The following is a 22,234-nucleotide window of genomic DNA, read 5'->3' as shown; positions in this document are numbered from 1 at the left end:
ATTATTGTTTAAAACTTTTAAGAGAAATAGCATTAACAGGACAAACAGATTGACATTGAAAACACATTAAACATTCTCTTGCTTCTATTTTCCTTTTTTTACTATCAAGGGTTATAATTGTATTTGTTGGACAAACCTGCTGACACAATCCACAGCCAATACATTTTTCTTCATCGATTTTCAATTTTGTGAAGGATTTTTGGGATAAGAAGCTAAGCATTGTTCCATAAGGACAGAGGTGTTTATGCCATAATTCTTCTTCAAAGAATAAAGTAATTAATGTAGCTGTCCCTATAATATACAATAAAATATTTACTTTGATTTTAAGCATTTTTGTAACCGCAAAAGCGCCTATAAACAACGCTAACATAAAATACCTTACAATCTTTGATTTTAAAAATGCAGGAGCTTTAAAACGTTTAATTTTAAGTTTTTTAAATATAAAATCTATAGGTTTAAATACAGTATTTATAGGACATACCCACCCACAATAAAAGCGGCCAAAAAATGGAGAAATTAATAAACCAGCTACAAATACAAACATCCATTTTACAAGCTTATGATTCTTTAAAAGCATAAAAAATAATATAAAAAACGCAATTTGTGAAATATACATCAAAATAATTGTTAAACTAAGCTTTTTTTTCATAAAAAACGCTCCTTTCTGCATATTATAAATTTTCCTATATATATTATATATGTTCACATATATATAAATGTGTGATTAAAATCACGGTTAGAATGAATATAATCAGATATTTTTTGTCTAAATTAAAACATAAAATTAACGATTACTTATACACAACTATCTTAAATATATGATATAATTTCTATAGAATATGTTTAAATTTAAAATCAATTCAATTAGGAGGGGTTATTATGGATACAATTCTAAAAATAACAGATGGAATTTATTATGTAGGTGTAAATGATAGAGACACGCATTTATTTGAAAATATGTGGCCATTGCCAAAAGGTGTAACTTATAACTCATATATAATAAAAGATGAAAAAAATGTATTAATTGATACTGTAAAAATTTCAAAGGTAAATGCATTTATTGAAAAGATTTATGATATTCTTGATGGTGGAAAACTTGATTATCTTGTTATTAATCATATGGAACCTGACCATTCAGGAGCAATTGAAACAATAATGCATGAATTTCCTGAAATGAAAATAGTTGGTAACAAAAAAACATTTGAATTTTTAAAGGCATTATATGATATTGAAGATAATCTATATGAAATTAAAGATGGAGATGAAATAGATTTAGGAAAACATAAATTGAAATTCTTTTTAACTCCTATGGTACACTGGCCAGAAACAATGATGACATATGAAATAACAGATAAAATAATATTTACAGGTGACGCATTTGGAGGTTTTGGTTCACTTGATGGTGGTGTATTTGATGATGAAGTTGATATTGAATATTATGAAAATGAAATAAGAAGATATTATTCTAATATAGTTGGAAAATTTGGTCCAATGGTTCAAAGAGCAATGAAAAAGGTTGGAGGACTTGATATTGAAATAGTTGCACCAACACATGGTCCTGTATGGAGAAGTAACCCTGGCCGAATATTGGAATTATACGACAAATGGAGTAAATATGAAACAGAAGAAGGTGTTGTAATAGTATATGGAACTATGTATGGAAATACAGAAAAAATGGCAGACTATATTGCACGTTGCCTTGCTGATGAAGGAATTAAAAATATCAGAGTTATGAATTCGTCAAATACTCATGAATCATATATTATAAATGAAATATGGAGATTTAAAGGTGTAATCTTAGGAACAAATACATATAATAATGATATCTTTCCACCAATGGAAAAGGTAATTATAAATTTAGCCCATAAAGGTATTAAAAACAGGGTATTTGGAGTATTTGGAACATATGGATGGAGTGGCGGTGGAGTAAAAGGTATTGTAGAATATATTAATAAAAACAAATGGGAAATGGTTGCAGATCCAGTTGAAGTTCAATTTTCAGCTAAAGAAGAAAGTTATGAAAAATTAAGAGAATTGGCTAAAGCAATGGCAAAAAGAATAAAAGAAAATTGAATAAGTTGAATTTAAATCCTCTGCAAAAAATGCAGAGGATTTTTTTTAAGTTTTTTCTAAGTAAGTTCTAAGTTTTCTTTAAGGTTTATAAGGTATTATAATGGTGTCGAAAATAAATAAAATAAAGAACCAAAATTATGGAGGTGAATTACTATGAAAAAGTTTTTAACAACATTATTGATTGGCGGATTGATGGCAGGTTCAATCTTTGCATTTGGAGGTGCAGCATTGCCAGGAGCATATCAACCACTAAATGCTCCAGTTTATCAACGTTACCAGCAGGTGAAAGGTGGATATTGGCTTAATGATGAAAATCTTATTGAAGTAAAAGGAACAGTTGAAAGTATTTCAACAGAAGAAGATTTTCCAGGAATATTGTTTGTAACTGTAAAAACAGAAGATGGAAATAGCTACATAGTACATGTAAATGCAAGATATGCTGTAGATCTAAAAGAAGGTGACAGTGTAGAATTAAAAGGTTGGATTGCAGAATTTAAAGATGAAAAAATATTCAGACCTGTTGAAGCAAAGGTAAATGGAGAAGAAGTATATAATAGAAATCAGTTTTTCAGAAGAACTGCTGTAAGGGCAAATGTTAGACCATATGCAGGAAAACCATTTGGATATAATCCAATACCAAATAAACCACCAGTTAGAAGACCTGGTAGCAGAATACCTATGAATTATTATGGAAGAACACCTATGGGTGCATGGGAAAGACCCATGATGAATTATAATTATCCAGGTTCAGGATATTACAATGAAATACCAGGATATACACCAAAATACCCTCACGATGATTGGAACTATTATGGACCAAGAGCTCCAAGATGGTGAAGGAAGTCCCGGGAAACCGGGACTTTTTTATGTTATAATTAAGATAGTTGGATTTTACGATTATAAAAATAGATATATATGATGTCCAATAATTAAAAAAAGCGAAAACTCGCAGATTGCATGAGGCAAAATTACAAACGATTGAAAAAAATAAAAGTGAATGAATACTCGCAGAGCACCCGAAAAAAACTGCGAATGAAGTGGGACAAAAAAACAGGATGTTTTTTTGAGCGAAGCTTCCCCAGGGATGGGGAATCTGAGCGCCCCAGCGTATATGAGCAGTTTTTGAGGATTAGTGCTCAAGTCGTATGAATGAACTTTTATTTTTTTCAATCTACAACGAAAATGACGAACATGGACGTGAGTCTGCAGCGACCGGTGAGAATGAGCTATTTTTGAAGATTTGCAATCAAGGTTTGAGCGTTTTTAATTATTGGACAACCTAATAGATATACTAAAAAAATATAAAAACAGGTGATAATAATGTTTATAGATTTTTTATATGATTTTGACTTAACAAAAGACCAGAGTTTTGTTGCAGAAGAATTGGATAAATTTTTATATAATCAAAAGGATTTTCTTATTGTTCAGGGAAGTGCCGGAACAGGTAAGACATTTTTAATCTCTCAATTTGCACGATATTTAAAAAGAAAGAATAAAGATTTTGTTTTTTTGGCGCCAACTGGAAGGGCTGCTGATATATTATCGAATAAATCAGGCTTTCAATCATATACTATTCATAGTGTTATATATGATTTTAGTCATGAAAGAATTAATTTTGAAGAAGATATATTTCAGGTGTTTTTTAATTTAAAGGAAGATTGGAAAGAAGATATGATTTTTATAGTAGATGAAAGTTCTATGATTTCTGATTCAAAAGGAATAGATGATGGGCATTTAGTTTTTGGAAGCGGAAAATTATTAACAGACTTAATATCTTATGTGTTTAATTACGGTTCAAATAACAAAATTATTTTTTTAGGTGATGAAAATCAACTACCTCCAGTCAATTCATCATTTTCTCCAGCTTTAAATAGAGTATATTTAGAAAAACAATTTAATTTGAAAGGAAATAAGGTATTCCTTGAAGATGTTGTTAGGCAGGAAAAAGAGAGTGGAATTTTAAAGAATTCAAATATATTAAAGGAAAAAATAAAAAGAAAAAACTATTATTTTTTAGATTTTGTATTTGAAAATGACTTTCTTAGAGAAGATAATATAATAGAAAATTATATGGAAAATAATGGAAATTTAAAGGATAAAATTATCTTATGTTCAACTAATAAAATAGCGCTTGAATATAATAAAATAATTAGAAAAAAATTGGGATATTTCAGAGATATTGAAATTGGTGATATTCTATTAAATACAAAGAATTCAAAATTTTTTGGCAAGGTTTTTAATGGCGAGTTTTTTGAAGTTGTTAAGATATATGATTATATTTCTGAGAATGTGGAGATAAAGAATAAATTTGTGATACCAATTGAATTGTATAAGCTTTCTCTAAAAAAAATAAACTCAAAAGAAAAAACATATGATGTCTGGATTTTAGGAAATGCATTAAAAGCAAAAGAATTAAGCGTTGATAATTTAACGTATTATGCATTATATAAATATATATTGGGTGATGATGTAAAGAATATTAATTTTGATATCATTGAAAAATTGAAAAGCAATCCTTACTTTAATGCCCTGCATATGAAGTATGGATATGCTGTTACAGTTCATAAAGCTCAGGGAGGAGAATGGGATACAGTATATGTAGATTGCCGCTATTATAATAATTATAAAACTGAAGAATACTTTAGATGGTTATATACTTCAATAACGCGTTCAAAAAAGAAGGTATATTTAAAGAATATCCCTGCATTTAGAAGTGGATACTGGAATAAAATAAAGGTTTTAACGGATTATAAAATTTCGAAAAATATAAAAATTGAATATACTTTATATTTTAAAGACGAAGGAACAAAGCATATATACGAAGAATTTAGAAATATGATATCAAATGAGGGATTTCAGATAATTGGGGTAAAACATTTTCAATATCAGGAAGTCTATTATTTAAAAAAGGAAAATGACTTTTTAATTGTTCAATTATATTACAACAAAAAATATGAAGCAACCACTTTGAAAATAATTGAAAGCACCAATGAAAATGTTGCAAATGAATTTCTTAATTTGTTCAATAAAGGTGAAATACAAATAAAAGAGATAAATAACGAAATTAAAAGTAACAATAAATGTATTAAAGCATATGTTGATGGAAGTTATGATAATAAAATTAAAAGATATGGTTCAGGAATTGTGATTATAGACGATAATAACATAGGTGAATATTATTGTTATGGTGAAAATGAAGAATTATTAAAATATAGAAATATTTCCGGAGAGATTATAGCAACATTAATAGCTCTGGAATATGCTAAACAAAATCATGTTGAATGTATGGAAATATATTATGATTATTCCGGGATTGAAAATTGGGCTTTGGGATATTGGAAGACAAATAATTATTTAACAAAAAGATATAAGGAATTATTTGATAAATATATAAATGATTATACTTTAAAAGTTATATTTAGGAAGGTTAAAGCACATAGCGGGAACAACTATAATGAAATTGCTGATAAACTTGCAAAAAAAGCACTATTTGAAAGAAAATGCAACGTTGAAAAGTTTTTTGTAAATGTTTAGCAATGGAAAAGTATTTAAATTCTATTATAATTAAAAAAAATAAGTGGAGTGATTTTATGTTTTTTGATGATTTTGAAATTTTTGATGATTTTGATGATTTTGAGGAAGTATTTGACAAAATGCAGCATACAGAAGTATGTCCCCCCTGTGTACAATGTGGATACTGTTGTAAACACACACCATGTTTTTATGGAGAGTGGGATGAAGAAAAACAACAATGCAAATTTTTAACAGAAGATAATAAATGTAGTAAATATGATGAAATTGTAAAATACGAAGAAAGTATAAATGCAGAGGTTAGAATGTTTGGTTCTGGTTGCTGTTTAAATTATCTTAATCCAGATAGAATAGCGAAAATAAGAAAAATTAATAATCATAAGTCTGAATAATCCCTCTATAAAGAGGGATTATTTTGTTTCTTTATTTTGAGGTTTTATGATATAATAAAATTCTGTGGATAGAAAATTTATGGAGGTTTGTATATGAAGAAAATTCTGTTTTTATTTATTGTTTCAGTAAACATTATAATTTATGGATTAAACATAGTTACATCGATAAAACCACTCGAATTAATTACAAAAGAACTGGCTCCTGATTCAACTATTACCAGTTTATTTAAAACCAATTCTGATTTTTCTAAAAAATATAGTATAACAGATAATGTTGATCTCGTAATACTTTTAAACGATGAAATAAAAACGCCTGAAAATATTCAAAAAGTGGTATTATCAGAAGGTGTATTATTTTATCCATATAATGAAAACCCTTTTTTATGGACAGATCCATTATATTCTGTTGTAATTGCGTATAAGATAGAAAAGAAATTAGAAAAAATAGATCCGGAAAATGCGATGAATTATAGAAATAACCTTCTTGAAATGACACAGAAATTAATATCGATGTCAGATAATTTTGCCAAAATAGTCGATAAAAAACAATTGAAGGTTATAGATCTTAACGGATTGTTGATACATTTCTACAAGAGATATAAAATTCAATATGAAACTCCTAAGGAAGATTATATAATAACCGCTTCAGATACACTGGTGACAAATGTTGATTACCATAATTTAAATTTAAAAGCATTGCCTAATTTAAAGATAAAAATAGATGTATTTGCAACGAATTACTCCACATTAATTGATTTTTATGAATCAATATTTAAAGAATTTGAAAAATAAAAATTGGACAGTCAAATGACTGTCCAATTTTTAAAAATATGGAGGTAATTATAAATGGAAATATATGATGTAATCATTATTGGAGCAGGACCCGCTGGATTATTTGCAGGAATAAATTTAAAAAATAAAAAAGTACTTATATTAGAAAAAAAGGATAAACCTGGAAGAAAATTATTAATTTCAGGTGGAGGAAAATGTAATATAACAAATACAGGTAAAATTACAGAATTTATTACACATTACGGTGAGAAAAAGAATTTTGTAAAAAAAGCCATATATGCCTTTTCAAATGATGATTTAATTAATTTTTTTGAAATAAATTTTTATATTGACGATTCTGGAAAGGTATTTCCAGAATCAATGAGAGCAAAAGAAATTTTAAATTATCTTTTAGATGAATATCTTGAAGATAAAAAACATGAAATTATATATAACTCAAAGGTTGAAAAGGTTATTAAATCTGATGAATATTTTAAGGTATATACAGAATCCGGGATATTCAATGCAAAAAATTTAATAGTAGCCACAGGTGGAAAATCCTTCCCAATGACTGGAAGTACGGGAGATGGATATAAAATTGCAAAGAGTTTTGGGCATACAATAATTTCTCCCAGACCAGCGTTAACCCCGATTGAGATAGAGAATTATCCATTTGTAGATCTTGCGGGAATTTCTATTAATGTATGGATAAAAAAAGCAAAAAATAAGATGTATGGCAGTTTATTATTTACTCATAAAGGTTTTTCAGGTCCGGTAGTATTGAATTTTTCCAGATATTTAAATGATGGAGATAAAATTCAGATTTCCTTTGTTGATTTTGATAATGAAGAAAAGTTTCGTAAATATTTTGTTGAAAAATCCAATCAAAATAAAAATATGTTATTATACGATTTTTTGAAAAAAGAGTTTCGTTTTCCCAGAAGATTTATTGCTGTGATGTTTAGAATATTAAATATCGATAAAAATAAAAGATTAAATAATCTCTCTAGACATGAAAGGAATAATGTGATACAATATCTTGTTAATCATGAATTTAAAGTGAAAAAAATAGGTGATTTTAACATTGCAATGGTAACTAAAGGGGGAATTGACACCAGAGAGATTAATTCAAAAAGTATGGAATCAAAATTGGTAGAAAATTTATATTTTATAGGAGAGGTTGTTGATGTTGATGGCTACACAGGAGGATATAACCTGCAATGGGCATTTTCATCAGCATATATTGCAGCTAAGAATATTATTGAAAAGGGAGGCTGAAAAAATTGAGAAAATTAAAGTTTTTAATTATGTTATTGTTAATTATTTCGGTAAGTATATTTGCCAGAGTTAATATTTATGTGATTTCAGATATTAATATCTATGATTTACCGTTTTTCTCAAAAGCAAAAACAGGTGATTATATAATAGCAAATGATTATATATCTGTTGTAATTGGTTCAAAGGATAGAGATGATGGATTGGCTGGAAAGATTATAGAAGCTTATGACAATGAAACAAAAAGAACATTAATAGATGAATATAAGATATTTATTCAAAATAAAATATCCTCTCCATTAAAAATAAAATTATATAAAACAAACAAATATGCAAAAATAGAATTTGAAATGAATGATGGAAATATTCAGGAATACTACCTTGGAGATAATAAAAAGTATATAGAGATAAAAAATTATATATACAATAAATCTTCTAAGAAAATAAAAATAATGTTAAAGGATATAGTCTCTTTTAAAGAATTATTCCCAATAATAATTAAAACAAATGAAAGTGGAAAAAAGGTATTGGAAATTCAGGAAAATTTTATATCTTATAGTATATCTTCGGAAAATACGAAAATATTTAGAACATTATTTACTAAAAATTTCGGAGCAGTTATATATAAGCCAGTATATATAAATCCAGATGAAGAAAAGGTATTTTCAAGAAGATTATATATCAGTAAAAATATAGAAGATACAAGAAAAGAAAATTTAAATGCTGAGGAAACATTTAAAGGAAAAATCATTCCATTTGAGAAGATAAGTACATTAGCAAATTTGCCAGTTGTATTATATGACTCAGATGAAAATATGATTTCATTGACTTATACAAATTCCAAAGGCGAATTTTCATTTAGCAATGTAGAGTCAGGATATTATATTTCCATTCAAAATTCCGGTTTTTCAAATAAAAAGATCAAAATAGAAAATCCTGAAAAATTTCTTGAATTGAAAACGTCCCCAATTTATAATAAAAACATATATATATGGCCAGTTTATTTGACAAATCACACAGAAAATTCTGTAATTCTAAACTGGAAAACTATGATTGCAGCAACGGCAGATATTAAAGTTTATAATCGTGGCGAATTAATAAAAACCATTTATGTGAAAAATCCAATGACAATACAACATGTTCCAATAACAGGATTAGTTCCAGGGGAAAAATATGTTTATGAGGTGAATATTAATAATTATTTTGTACCTGCAAATATAAAAACCGTTGGTGAATTTAAAACAAAATCATTAAATGAAGATAATTTAATCTTTGCAGTTTATGGAGATACCAGAACATATCATGAACTACATAAAATGGTGTGTGATGAAATAGCTAAAGAAAATCCAGAATTTGTAATAAATGTTGGAGATCTTGTTGAAAAAGGAGATTACTTACCTGATTGGGATCATTTCTTTAATGAAATATCTAATCTGGCTGAAAAATCAGTATATTATCCACTATTGGGAAATCATGAGAGAAATTCAACATATTATTATGAAGCATTTTATCTTCCACAAGGCAGTGGAGATTATGATAAAAGATGGTATTCTTTTAAATATGGAAAATTATTATTTGTATTTCTTGATTCAAATGCAATTGGTACAAAGCAACTGGAAGACGCCCAATTAAAATGGTTAAAAGAACTTTTTGAAAAGAATAAAAATACGACAAAGTTGGTGTTTTTCCATCATCCATTCTGGAATAATGCAGTAGATTATTATAGCACTTCAGAAAGACATTTAGAAGAAATATGGAGAACGTTGTTTGAAAAATATGATGTTAAAGCTGTATTTAACGGTCATGTTCACAGTTATGAAAGACATGAAAAGAATGGAATAATATATGTTATTACCGGTGGTGGGGGAGCTCCTTTGGAGGTTGAACATAAAAAAGATATAGAGCCAACAACGGTAAAACTTGATTATGGAGAATATCATTATATAATTGCAAAAGTGGAAAAGGATAAAATTATATTTAAAGTTATTGGTGTTGGCCATATTGTCGATAAACTCAATACTGAAAAAATTACAAAACACCATAAAATTATCGATACTTTTGAAATAAAAATAAAATAAAAAACCGGCAAGCTTTGAGCTTGCCGGATATTGTTTTAAAAGGGCCTGGATTGTGGGGAGAGGGAGAGATTCACAATCCAGACAATGGTTTTAGTTTATATCTCTCGCTTTTTTATTATGGTACAATTTTTGTTCCTGTTTTTCCTTCAAGAGCTTCTTTTAATTTTTCCATATCTGTAATTAATGCAGGTTTTCCTGTGTCCTTTACAAAGGAAATACATGATTCTACTTTTGGTAACATGCTTCCTTTAGCAAAGTGTCCTTCTTCAATATATTTTTCAGCTTCTGCAATTGTTAATGTGTCTAATGCTTTTTGATCAGGTTTGTTGAAGTTAATATATACCTTTTCAACAGCTGTTAAGATAATAAATTCATCAGCTCCTAATTCCTTTGCCAATAATGCAGATGCTCTATCTTTATCAATAACAGCTTCAACACCTTTTAATTCACCATTTTCATCATAAATTACAGGAATTCCTCCACCGCCACCAGCTACAACAATAACATCTTTTTCTATTAATTCTTTTATCGTGTTCTTTTCAACAGCGTCAAGAGGAATTGGTGATGGAACAACTCTTCTCCATCCTCTTCCTGCATCTTCTTTAAAGATCCAGCCTTTTTCTTCCATCATTTTTTTAGCTTCTTCTTCACTATAGAATGGACCAACTGGTTTTGAAGGATTCTGAAATCCAGGATCATTTTTATCTACAACAATTTGAGTAACAACTGCTGCAACATCTCTTTCAACGTTTCTTTCCTTTAATATGTTTTTCAATTCCTGTACAATCATATAACCGAGATATCCCTGTGTCATAGCCCCCAATACATCCATAGGAAATGGTGGGATAGTATCTTTAGCAATATCCTGTTGTAATAACAAATTTCCAACCTGTGGACCATTTCCATGTGTAATTACCAGGTCATAACCCATTTCAATCATGTCTGCCAGATAGGATGCAGTTGTTCTGATGTTTTTAAACATGTTTTCTGCTGTTGGCTTTTCACCAGGTCTGTTAACTGCATTACCTCCTATGGCTACAACTGCGAGTCTTTTCATGTAAATTCCCCCTTTTGCGGTGTTTTATAATGTAGCTACCATAATAGCCTTTATTGTGTGCATTCTGTTTTCTGCCTGATCGAATACCTTTGAATGTCTGCTTCTAAATACTTCATCTGTAACTTCTCTAATATCAAGACCTCTTTCTTTAGCTTCTCTTGCAACCTTTGTTTCAAAATCGTGGAATGAAGGGAGACAGTGTAAGAAAATTACATTTGGATTTTCTGTTCTCTTAATTAAGTCCATGTCAACTCTATATGGAGTTAATAATTCAACTCTTTCAGGCATTTTATCTTCTTCACCCATTGATACCCAAACATCTGTGTAAATTACATCTGCTCCTTTTACTCCATCAAGATCTGAAGTATATTCAATAACAGCTCCTGTTTCTTTTGCTGTTTCTAAAGCTTCATTCATCATTTCATCAGATGGTTTTAAAGCTTCAGGTCCTACTGCTACATAATGCATTCCCATTTTCGCAGAAATTCTCATTAATGTATTTGCAACATTATTTCTTGTATCTCCAATAAATACAACTTTCATTTCATTTAATGGTTTGTGGATGAATTCCATCATTGTCATAACATCTGCCAATCCCTGTGTTGGATGTGCTTCATCAGTTAAACCATTCCATACAGGAACACCTGAATATTTAGCTAAATCTTCAACAACCTTTTGTTCAAATCCTCTGTATTCAATACCATCATACATTCTTCCTAAAACCTTTGCAGTGTCTTCGATAGATTCTTTTTTACCCATTTGACTGTTTGTAAGGAATGTAACGTGTGCTCCTTCGTCTAATGCAGCTACTTCAAAAGCTGTTCTTGTTCTTGTTGATGTTTTATCAAAAATTAAAACAATGTTTTTTCCTTTTAATGTTTCTGTTCTAATACCTGCTCTTTTTTTTGATTTTAAATCAAAAGCTAAATCTAATAAATATTTTATTTCTTCTGGTGTATAATCCTTTAATGATAATAAGCTTCTTCCTTTTAAATTTACTGGCATTTTAAATCTCCTCCTTTATGTTTAAAAGTATTTAACCTTTCAGATGTATTATACATCTTGAAGAGATTTTCTCAAAACGAAAAATCTTTTTAAATTTAACCAGTATGAAGAAAATTTCATGATTATAATTTATTATTTTGAGTATGCGTAAGTATGATTGAGTATGCGTGAGTATGCGTGAGTATGCTTAATTTCGAAAAAATATATGATATAATAAAATAGAAAAAGTGAGGTGTAAAGCTATGTGGAAAAATTATATCATAATATTACTGATTTTTGTATTATTTTTTTCATCTTGTATAAAAAAAGCTGAACCGATTGTTGACACCAATTTTTCTGATTTGTCTGATAATCAAAAAGAAATCCTGATAAGAGTAATGGCTGCAGCATATAATGCTGGGGAAAATAGGGATTTTAAAGATATTTTAAATAATTATGTTTATAGTACTTCATATACTTATGATGAAAATATATGGGGCAATTATAAATATTTCACTGGATTAAGCAATATTATGCCAACGAAGAATTTAACCTTAAAAGATATAGATTCAGAAGATAAAAGGATAGAAATTTATGTTGGAAATATTATGAATAATTATATAAATAACAGTAATTCTGTTAAACTTATAGATGCATTTGATGAAAAGATTCCTGTAAATCCTCAAAAAACAGATAGGGATTTTTCCAATTTAAATCCAGAATTATTATCCAGTTATGAGAAAAGAGATTTTCTTGTTGAAAGAGTCTATAATCTTATTTCAAGAGATTATAATGATAAATATTTATTCAGAACATGGTATGATAAATATTTTAGTGAAGAATTAACCAACGAAGAAATACGAAAATATGCAGAATATATTGTTGATGTTGCATATACATATACGCATTCAAATATAATTCTGGAAAACAAAACATCTTATGACCCTCCAAAAGTATATCTAAACCATATACCTGTTGAATTGGCTCTTGCAATAATATATCAGGAGTCAAAATTCTTTCCTGGAACATTTAGGGCAGAAATTAGGGATAATAAAATATATGCCATTTCATTTGGATTAAGCCATATATTAATAGACGCAGACTTTTTATATATCGCTTCATCTAATGATGATATTGGTGATGGAATAATAAAACAATATAAATTTAATCAAATTTCAAGTTATTATCTTGGCAATAATTTAAATGAAGAAACATATTTTTCAGATTGGGACTTAATTACAATTCGTGGGTCGATATTATATGAATTAATATTTTTAGACTCGCTTTATCAAAAATTTATAGTAGATGTGAAGGAGGCTATAAAATGATAGGAGTTATAGGTAGTTCAAATATGGATATTGTTTTAACTGTAGAACATTTCACCAATCCCGGGGAAACTCAAAAAGCAAAAGAATTGGAATACTTTCCAGGAGGAAAAGGAGCAAATCAGGCTGTTGCTGCAGCAAAACTTTCAAATAAAGAAGTATACTTTTTTACAGCGCTTGGAAATGATGAATTTGGGAAAAAGCTTGCCAGGAATTTTGACGAATTAAATATAAAAGGATATGTTTATACAGATTTGCCAACAGGAAGAGCATATATCGAAGTAACAAAAAAAGGAGAAAATAGAATAGTTATATTTGAAGGAGCAAATGGTTTTATTACGCCTGAAATTGTTGAAAAAAAGATAGGGATTTTGCAGGAATATAAATATTTTTTGTTGCAAAATGAAATACCTTTTGAAACAACATTGCATGTAGCAAAAATATTAAAATCTAAAAAGAAGATAGTTATATTTGATCCGGCACCAGCTCCCAACATAACAGATGAAATTTTTAAGTATGTTGATTATTTTACACCAAATGAGGAAGAATTTAAGTATCTTTCAAATAAATTTTTTAACCTTGATCCAGAAAAAAATTTAAAAGAGATATTAAGAAAGTTCTTTAATCTCGGAATAAAAAATATTATATTAAAACGCGGGCCAGAAGACGTAATATTATATAATAGAAATTATATATTGAAAATTCCTGCATTTAAGTTTGAAAATGTAATTGATACCACAGCGGCTGGAGATGTTTTTAATGGGGCATTGGCTACTGCATTAGAAGAGGGTAAAAATATTAAAGAGGCAATAGTTTTTGCATGTGCAGCAGCAGGATTGTCTGTTACAAGAAAGGGTGCTCAATCATCAATACCTGCTCGTAAAGAGGTTGATGAATTTCTGGAAACAATAGATAGATAAAAAAAGCCAGAGTTTTTAAAAACTCTGGCTTTTAAAATTATTGTTTCTTCCATTTAAAATATATTCCTGCAAGAGGAGGTAAGGTAATATTAATTGAGTATTCTCTTCCGTGGAATGGAATATGCTCTGCATATATTCCGCCCTGGTTTCCTACATTACTTCCCCAATATATTTCAGAATCTGTATTTAATATTTCTTTATAAAATCCGGGTTTTGGAACACCTATTCTATAATCATATCTTACAACAGGTGTGAAATTAAATACTGCAACAATAAATTCATCAGGATTTTTACCCTTTCTAATAAATGAAATAACACTATTTTCAGCATCATTATAATCTATCCATTCAAATCCTTCAGGCGAATAATCAACTTCATATAATTCGGGGTTTTCTTTATACAACCTATTAAGATCATCGATTAATTTTAACATCTTTTTATGAGAATCAAATTCTAACAAATTCCAATCAAGTGCTTTTTTACAATTCCATTCATTAAATTGAGCTATATCATTGCCCATAAACAATAATTTTTTTCCTGGATGTGCGAACATATAAGAATAGAATAACCTTAAATTAGCAAATTTTTGCCAGTAATCCCCGGGCATTTTATTTATCATAGAACCTTTTCCGTGAACAACTTCATCATGAGATAAAACGAGTATATAATTTTCCGAAAATGCATATACCAGTGAAAAAGTCAATTCATTTTGATGATGTTTTCTAAATAATGGATCTCTGGCCATATATCTCAATGAATCATTCATCCATCCCATATTCCATTTCATGGAAAAACCGAGACCGCCAAGATCTACAGGTTTAGATACTCCTGGCCATGCAGTTGATTCTTCAGCGATAGTCAATATTCCAGGGAAGTATTTATGAGTAATTGAATTAAAGTATTTTAAAAATTCTATTGCTTCAAGGTTTTCTCTACCGCCATAAATATTTGGTATCCATTCTCCTTCTTTTCTACTAAAATCAAGATATAACATAGAAGCCACAGCGTCAACTCTTAAGCCATCTATATGAAATTTATCGAGCCAATAAAGTGCATTGGATATAAGGAAATTCTTAACTTCATTTCTTCCATAATTGAATATATATGTTCCCCAATCTGGATGTTCTCCTAATCGAGGATCCATATGTTCATATAAGGCTGTTCCATCAAATTTTCCTAAGCCATGTGCGTCTTTTGGAAAATGCCCTGGAACCCAATCAAGTATAACTCCAATATTATGTTGATGCATATAATCAACAAAGTACATAAAATCTTCAGGTGTTCCATAACGACTTGTTGGTGAAAAGTAACCTGTTACCTGATATCCCCACGATTCATCAAGAGGGTGTTCTAAAACTGGCATAATTTCAATATGAGTGTATCCATGTTTTTTTACGTATTCAACCAACTGATGTGCCAGTTCTCTATAATTTAAGAATTCATCATTATTTTTTTTCTTCCATGAACCAAGATGAACTTCGTAAATAGAAATAGGTTTTTCAAACCAATTTGTTTCTCTTCTTTTATCCATCCATTTTTTGTCATTCCATCTGTGTTTATTATTTAAATCATAAACAATGGAAGCATTTTTAGGACGCAATTCAGTATATGTTGCATATGGATCGGCCTTTAATAATAATTCCCCGGTTTGTGTTTTTATTTCAAATTTATAAATATCTCCTTCTTGAACCAATGGAATAAAAATTTCCCAGACTCCAGAACTTCCGAGAACTCTCATTTGATGAACTCTGCCATCCCAATTATTAAAATTACCAACTACGCTTACTCTCTTAGCATTTGGTGCCCATACTGCAAAATATGTTCCTTTTGCACCATCTATTTCCATTGGATGAGCACCAAGCTTTTCATAAATCTTATGATTATTTCCTTCATTAAAAAGATACAGATCATAGTCTGTAAGAACAGGTAGAAAACTGTATGGATCCCGTGACTTCCAGCTATTTCCAATTGAATCAGTGTATAAAAATTCATATTTAAAGAATGTTTTTCTTTTTAAAACTTTTTCAAATAATCCATCTGGATGTATTTTTTCCATTTTGTATTTTCTTTTTGTTTTTGTATCTAAATTGATTATTTCTATTTTTTCAGCAAAAGGGTGAAATGTTCTTATAACAATTTCCTTTTCATTTAATTTATGAATTCCTAAAACTGAAAACGGGTCATGATGCTCAGCTTTTACTATTTTTAACATTTCATCATTAAGCATGCTTCCCATATTAATACCCCCTTACACGGTTAGCTTTTGAGAAAATCAAAGAAAAAAGAAGATTTTTCCTTTTACTTGTCTTTCTTTAATTATAACACATTTTTTTGCGCTGTCAATAGAAAGTATAAAAAATATTAAAAAAAATATAAAATCCTCTGAAAATAATATTTGAGTGTCCAATAATTAAAAACGCTCAAACCTTGATTGCAAATCTTCAAAAATAGCTCATTCCCACCGGTCGTTGCAGACTCACGTCCATGTTCGTCTTCACTCAAAATCACATCCATGTGATTTTGACCGGTTCCATTCGCTATTTTTTCAGGCAATCTGCGAGTTTTCGCTTTTTTAAATTATTGGACACTGTAAAAATAATATATTCTTCAGAGGATTTTATATTTCAATCAACAAGTAATATCATTATATCATTGACATTGGTTCCTGTTGGACCGGTTTTTAAAAGAGCCTCACCTTCACTTAACCCATTATAGGTATCGTTATTCTCTAAATAAATTTCAGGATCAAGCCCTTTTTTTCGAATTTTAGTTATTGTTTTTCCGTTTACAATTCCTCCTGCTGCATCTGTAGGACCATCTGTTCCATCTGTTCCAAAGGAAGAAAAATAAACATTTTCAAAACCTTCTATATCAATAGCAAAAGAATATGATAATTCCTGATTTCTTCCACCATAACCAGTTCCTTTAACATAAACTATGGTTTCTCCTCCAGCGATTATTGCAGCAGGAGGTTTTAAGGGATTTCCCGTTGTAATTATTTCCTTGGCAATTCCAGCAAAGATTTTTCCAGCTTCCTTTGCTTCGGCATTTAATATGGAAGTAAGCAATAATGTATTATATCCCAATTCTTTAGCTTTTTTTATAGCTTCTTCACAGGCGAGTCTTACACTTCCAATTATTATATGTTTGGCATTTTGAATATTTTTTGGTGTTTCTTTTTTCAGGAGTGAAAGTATTTTATCATTAATATTTAACTCATATTTTTTTATTACATTTAACACGTCATTGTATGTATATTTATCAGGATAGGCTGGACCGGAAGCAATACTTTCAAGATTATCGCCAAGTACATCGGACAATACAAGAGCATATATATTTTTTGGATAAATTAAATTAGCAAATTTTCCACCTTTTACCCTAGAAAGTCTTTTTCTTATCATGTTTATTTCATTAATTTCAGCACCAGATTTTAAAAGTTGATCGGTAATATTCTGTATGTCATGTAATGTAATATTATCTTCTGGCATTTCAAATAACGCTGAACCACCACCGGATATTAAAAATAAAATAATATAATCATCTGGTAACTTTTTAATTCTTTCAATTGCGATTTTTGTGGCATTTAAACTGTTTTCATCTGGTATTGGGTGTCCTGCTTCAAAGATTTCAAGTGAATCGATTTTTCCCAGGCTATGCTTATATTTTGTAATAACTATACCATCTTTTATTTTATCTTTTAATATTTCTTTAGCAGCATTAGCCATTCTCCATGCAGCCTTTCCAATTGATAATAAGAATATTTTATTATTGTTTTGAATTTCTGAAAATTTACTTATATGTTTTTTTACGGCATTTTCGGGTAATACAGAATTAATGGTATGGGAAATAATTTCTCTTAGTTCTTTCTCGGCCATAGCAATTCCCCCTTTCATCTTTATTATAACATAATAATAAAAAACCCTGCATTTTTGCAGGGTTTTGTTTAAATAATTGGATATTCTATTGTAATTTGTGCAATTTTAAATACTACCTTTTCTAAGTAATAGGAATTACCTCCGCCATTATACCATCCTACAGCATGGGTTATATCACCGTGTATTTCCTGTAAATAAGATAAATAAGCAGTTCCTACAAGAATATTATATTTAGGATCAAATAATAATCTATCCTTTATCCATTTTAAATCTGTGGATTTGTAGCCGTATTTTTCAAATCTGTCATAATACATTTCAATAATATATTTAGCTGTTTCAGCACGAATTTGCATGTATCCAATCTCTCCATATTTTCCTATAACGTTTCTAAAACTCGTTTCAATATCGATAATAGAGGCTATGAGAATTGGTGAAATGTTAAATTCCTTTGATGCTAATAAAATGCCTTCTGCTAATGCTACTTTTCTTTCTGGTTTTAATTCTTTTCCTGTAGTAAGTTTGTATTCTCGGTTCATAAAGTCCATTAAAAAGATTTTTAAATTTGTTTCGTTTGTAAGGTTATAATTCTTATCATTTCCAAAATTGAGAATACTTACTACAAGTATTAAGATGATAATAAGATGTTTTTTTATAAACATCACCTCCGTTTAATTTTTTATATTTTTTATATTTTTTATAATTATTGTAGAATGTCCATTGAGTTTTATAATGTTTTTGTTTTTTACAAAAGAACCATTTAATAGCTGTATTTCGGTATTTTTGATGTTTATATTTATAGGTTGATTTTTAAAATTATGATAAACATCAAATTTGTTGTTTTTACCTATTAATGAATACGAAATAAAGTATCTGTTGTTTCTTATATTATCTATTCTGGCATTAGAAAGCCAGATATTGTCTTTTCTAAATTTAATTAATGTTTTTATATAATTGAGAAGACTGTCTATATCATTTCTTTCTGATTCGTATGAAATATTTGAATATGGCGGGTTATATTTACAACCTTTCCATTCCGTTTGACCGGGTCCAAATCCGTTTTCATACCATTGAAATGGTTCTTGAGAATCTTCTGTAAAGTTTACATCTAAGTTTAATCCTTTCATTCCTAGCTCTTCGCCATAGTATATAAATTGATATCCTGGAAGCGTGAATAATATTGAATAAGCTAATTTAACTTTATTGATGTCGTTATTTAATTCTGAAACAAGGCGATTCATATCATGATTTGTTAAAAAGTTGCCCGAAACAGATTCAACATTCCCCTTTATATAATGGGATAATGTATTTTTAATGCCTTTTACCAATAAATGGGGATCTTGAAACTTTACAGCATCTTTTATTTCATAGGATAATGGAAAATTAAATTCGATATCAAATAGTCCATGATATTTTTTAACCACCTCTGGTGAATCCCAGATTTCACTAACAATAATGGAATTTTCATTTATAGATTTTATATAATCCACCATTTCCTTCCAGAATTTAATGGTTTTTTCATGTTGATATTCAAATTTTCCTTTTTCTATATTGTAATCAAAGATATGTTTTGCTGCATCCAGTCTGAATCCATCAATTCCAAGATCTAACCAGAATTTAAAAATACCTTTCATTTCTTCCCATAACTCAGGATTTTCGAAATTTAAATCTGGCGAGGAAGAGCCAAATAAACCATAGAAATATTTATCTTTGTATTTAAACCATATTGGACTGTTGTCCCAATGTCTCTTTTCGTTTATATCTGTTTTTTCATTTTGCCATACATAATAGTCGACATATTTTTTATCTCCATTAATAGCTTTTTGAAACCACTGGCATTTTACAGAAGTGTGATTAATTGGGATATCTAAAATAATTTTTATATTTTTTTCATGTGCTATTTTTATTAATTTTTTTAAATCATCAAAATTACCGTATAAAGGATTTATCGAATAGAAGTCAATAATAGTATAGCCATGAAAAGAAGCTGATTTCATAATTGGTAATAACCATATTCCATCTATTCCCAGTGTTTGTAAATAATCCAATTTTTGAGTTATACCATTTAAATCTCCAATTCCGTCATCATTTGAATCAAAAAATGAACGAACAAATAATTCATAGAAAATCATTTAAATCCCCTTTCATAATTTATGATATAATACATATTGAGACTATTATGAGGTGATAATATGAAACAAAAATTGACCATGTATAAAATAACGATTATATATATTCTCGCATTATTAATTTTAATTTTCTCCTCTTTCCTTATCATATCATCTTTTTTGAAACAAAAGGAGCAAATAGATAAATTTTATGAAAATATCAAATTAACAATAGAAGTGGTAGATTCCATAATTATAAATGATTTTGAAAATGAAATAATTGATTTTGTTTATTCACAAGAGAATACAAATATTATTGAAGAAGTGGAAAAACCAGAAAGAATAGAAAAAACAAAATTCCTTAAAAATATATATGATGTTAATTTATATTATATAGTTTCTGAAAACCCTAAACCTATATTTCTTTTAATATATAAAAATACATATAAGTATATTAGTTTAAATTTTGAAACGTTATTTGATAACAGATTTCTCAATATAAATCTGTTTTTTGATTATTATATAGTTGATAATTATGGAAATTTTATATATGGAAACAGAGATTTATATGAAAAAAATAAAAAAGAAATTTGTGTAAAAAAAATTTGTAGAAGAGATGGAACTTATTTGAGTGATTTTGAATTTTTTAATTTAAAAAATGAAAATTTATTAAAGATTTATACGTTTTATAAACCGAATATTTTTGGGTTTATAAGAGATTATGCACAAACTATTTTGTATACTTTTATTCTGGCATTTTTATTTGCACTTGTGTTTCATTATATTATTTATAAATATATTACAGGAGTTTTTAAGGATAATGTAAAAAAAATAAGTGAGATACATATAAATTATAATACGGGTAAAATTTTAAAAAATGAATTTGAACCATCAAAAGTAAAAGAATTTGATGAAATATTTAATTTATTTAACGAGAAGATTTATTTGCTTGAGAAACCTATTGAAAATCTTTTAAAAGAGAATAAGTATTTAAGAAATGAAAATGAAAAATTATATAAAGAAAATGCAGGGATAATAAACTTTTTATCGGCATTTAAAAAATTTTCATATGGAAAGATTACATATCAAAATTTTAAATTTGAAGTAAAAAAGATAATTGAAGATATGACATTTGAATCTGAACCTTTAAAAGAATCATTAAATTTTCTTTTTAATGATTTAAGTATAAAAACAATTGAAAATGAAAATTTAAAAAGAAATTATTTTGAACAACTGGAAATTTTGTTTAGCGTTCTTGGTGTTTTGGCTGAAATAAAAGAATATAATTATAAGCATGTGGAATTAATGGGAGAAATTTCTATTTTAATAGGAAAAAAAATAAAAATGAAAGAGCTACAATTAAAAAATCTGTATTTAGGTGCAAAAATACATGATCTTGGAAAAAGCTATATTCCAGATAGCATTTTATTAAAAAAAGAAAAACTAACAGATGAAGAATGGGAAATAATAAAAAAACATCCTAAAATAGGATTTTTATTGATAAAAGAAATTTCTTTAAAGCCTTTTTCAACAGCTGCAATGATTATTATTTCTCATCATGAAAGATGGGATGGAAAGGGATATCCATATGGAATAGAAGGAGAGAGTATTCCAATAGAAAGTAGAATAGTGAGTATAATAGATACATTTGTTGCGTTAATTACAGAAAAACCGTATAGAAAAGCATATACATATTCTGAAGCATTTAAAATAATAGAGTATGAAAAAGGAAAGAAATTTGATCCGGAATTGGTTGATGTGTTTCTTGAATCAAAAGAAGAAATAATAAATATAATCCAGGAAATAAAAAATAAAAAAGCCGTGTTGTGAAACACGGCTTTTTTATTT

17 protein-coding genes are annotated in these 22,234 nt (G+C 28.3%); 10 read left to right on the top strand and 7 right to left on the bottom strand.

Features of this window, described 5'->3' with window-relative positions; genetic code table 11:
- Position 1: 1 nt before the first annotated feature.
- Positions 2-649, bottom strand: coding sequence for a 4Fe-4S binding protein (locus tag XO11_RS03485; RefSeq protein ID WP_014296196.1), 648 nt, complete (start codon positions 647-649; stop codon positions 2-4).
- Between the two features lie 230 nt (positions 650-879).
- On the opposite strand from XO11_RS03485, the gene XO11_RS03480 reads away from it, so the two are divergent.
- The 7 genes from XO11_RS03480 (at position 880) to XO11_RS03450 (ending at position 10,120) form a co-directional block, all read left to right on the top strand.
- Complete coding sequence (locus tag XO11_RS03480; RefSeq protein WP_014296195.1) at positions 880-2,073, top strand: FprA family A-type flavoprotein; 1,194 nt, start codon at positions 880-882, stop codon at positions 2,071-2,073.
- Between the two features lie 153 nt (positions 2,074-2,226).
- Positions 2,227-2,910: a hypothetical protein gene (locus tag XO11_RS03475; protein ID WP_075780386.1), complete on the top strand. Its 684-nt coding sequence runs from the start codon at positions 2,227-2,229 to the stop codon at positions 2,908-2,910.
- A gap of 483 nt (positions 2,911-3,393) precedes the next feature.
- Positions 3,394-5,607 carry an AAA family ATPase gene (locus XO11_RS03470; protein ID WP_014296193.1) on the top strand — a complete coding sequence of 738 codons (2,214 nt, stop codon included), beginning with the start codon at positions 3,394-3,396 and terminating at the stop codon, positions 5,605-5,607.
- 56 nt (positions 5,608-5,663) lie between these two features.
- Positions 5,664-5,996 carry a hypothetical protein gene (locus XO11_RS03465; RefSeq protein ID WP_014296192.1) on the top strand — a complete coding sequence of 111 codons (333 nt, stop codon included), beginning with the start codon at positions 5,664-5,666 and terminating at the stop codon, positions 5,994-5,996.
- Positions 5,997-6,089: 93 nt separating this feature from the next.
- Entirely contained in the window at positions 6,090-6,788 is a 699-nt protein-coding gene (locus XO11_RS03460; protein ID WP_014296191.1) for a metal ABC transporter solute-binding protein, Zn/Mn family, read from the top strand.
- Between the two features lie 54 nt (positions 6,789-6,842).
- The gene (locus tag XO11_RS03455; protein WP_014296190.1) at positions 6,843-8,045 is read left to right on the top strand and encodes an NAD(P)/FAD-dependent oxidoreductase; all 1,203 of its coding nucleotides are present in this window, start codon (positions 6,843-6,845) and stop codon (positions 8,043-8,045) included.
- A gap of 5 nt (positions 8,046-8,050) precedes the next feature.
- Positions 8,051-10,120 (top strand): metallophosphoesterase, encoded by a 2,070-nt coding sequence (locus XO11_RS03450; protein WP_175418164.1) that lies wholly within the window; start codon positions 8,051-8,053, stop codon positions 10,118-10,120.
- A 115-nt stretch (positions 10,121-10,235) separates the two neighbouring features.
- Here the strand turns inward: XO11_RS03450 and arcC are convergent, their stop codons facing one another.
- Together arcC and argF are read right to left on the bottom strand one after the other, a co-directional pair.
- Positions 10,236-11,177: a carbamate kinase gene (arcC, locus tag XO11_RS03445; RefSeq protein ID WP_014296188.1), complete on the bottom strand. Its 942-nt coding sequence runs from the start codon at positions 11,175-11,177 to the stop codon at positions 10,236-10,238.
- A 24-nt stretch (positions 11,178-11,201) separates the two neighbouring features.
- Positions 11,202-12,182, bottom strand: coding sequence for an ornithine carbamoyltransferase (argF, locus tag XO11_RS03440; RefSeq protein ID WP_175418163.1), 981 nt, complete (start codon positions 12,180-12,182; stop codon positions 11,202-11,204).
- Positions 12,183-12,424: 242 nt separating this feature from the next.
- On the opposite strand from argF, the gene XO11_RS03435 reads away from it, so the two are divergent.
- Positions 12,425-13,489 carry a hypothetical protein gene (locus XO11_RS03435; protein WP_075780383.1) on the top strand — a complete coding sequence of 355 codons (1,065 nt, stop codon included), beginning with the start codon at positions 12,425-12,427 and terminating at the stop codon, positions 13,487-13,489.
- On the top strand, positions 13,486-14,406 hold the full coding sequence (rbsK, locus tag XO11_RS03430; RefSeq protein WP_014296185.1) for a ribokinase: 921 nt from the start codon (positions 13,486-13,488) through the stop codon (positions 14,404-14,406). Before XO11_RS03435 ends, rbsK begins: the two co-directional genes overlap by 4 nt.
- 37 nt (positions 14,407-14,443) lie before the next feature.
- Here the strand turns inward: rbsK and glgB are convergent, their stop codons facing one another.
- The 4 genes from glgB to XO11_RS03410 form a co-directional block, all read right to left on the bottom strand.
- The gene (glgB, locus tag XO11_RS03425) at positions 14,444-16,642 is read right to left on the bottom strand and encodes a 1,4-alpha-glucan branching protein GlgB (RefSeq protein ID WP_014296184.1); all 2,199 of its coding nucleotides are present in this window, start codon (positions 16,640-16,642) and stop codon (positions 14,444-14,446) included.
- A 388-nt stretch (positions 16,643-17,030) separates the two neighbouring features.
- Complete coding sequence (locus tag XO11_RS03420; protein ID WP_014296183.1) at positions 17,031-18,281, bottom strand: glycerate kinase; 1,251 nt, start codon at positions 18,279-18,281, stop codon at positions 17,031-17,033.
- A gap of 68 nt (positions 18,282-18,349) precedes the next feature.
- Positions 18,350-18,940 carry a transglycosylase SLT domain-containing protein gene (locus tag XO11_RS03415; protein WP_014296182.1) on the bottom strand — a complete coding sequence of 197 codons (591 nt, stop codon included), beginning with the start codon at positions 18,938-18,940 and terminating at the stop codon, positions 18,350-18,352.
- A 9-nt stretch (positions 18,941-18,949) separates the two neighbouring features.
- Positions 18,950-20,410: an alpha-amylase family glycosyl hydrolase gene (locus XO11_RS03410; RefSeq protein ID WP_175418162.1), complete on the bottom strand. Its 1,461-nt coding sequence runs from the start codon at positions 20,408-20,410 to the stop codon at positions 18,950-18,952.
- Positions 20,411-20,470: 60 nt separating this feature from the next.
- Between XO11_RS03410 and XO11_RS03405 the strand changes: the two genes are divergently transcribed.
- A complete protein-coding gene (locus XO11_RS03405; RefSeq protein ID WP_175418161.1) occupies positions 20,471-22,216 on the top strand; it encodes an HD-GYP domain-containing protein in 1,746 nt (581 codons plus the stop codon).
- Positions 22,217-22,234: the final 18 nt, after the last annotated feature.

The organism is Marinitoga sp. 1138 (assembly GCF_013363265.1).
Taxonomy (GTDB): Bacteria; Thermotogota; Thermotogae; order Petrotogales; family Petrotogaceae; genus Marinitoga; species Marinitoga piezophila.
The sequence above is the reverse complement of the archived record's forward strand: the minus strand, read 5'-3'. Positions and strand labels throughout refer to the sequence as shown.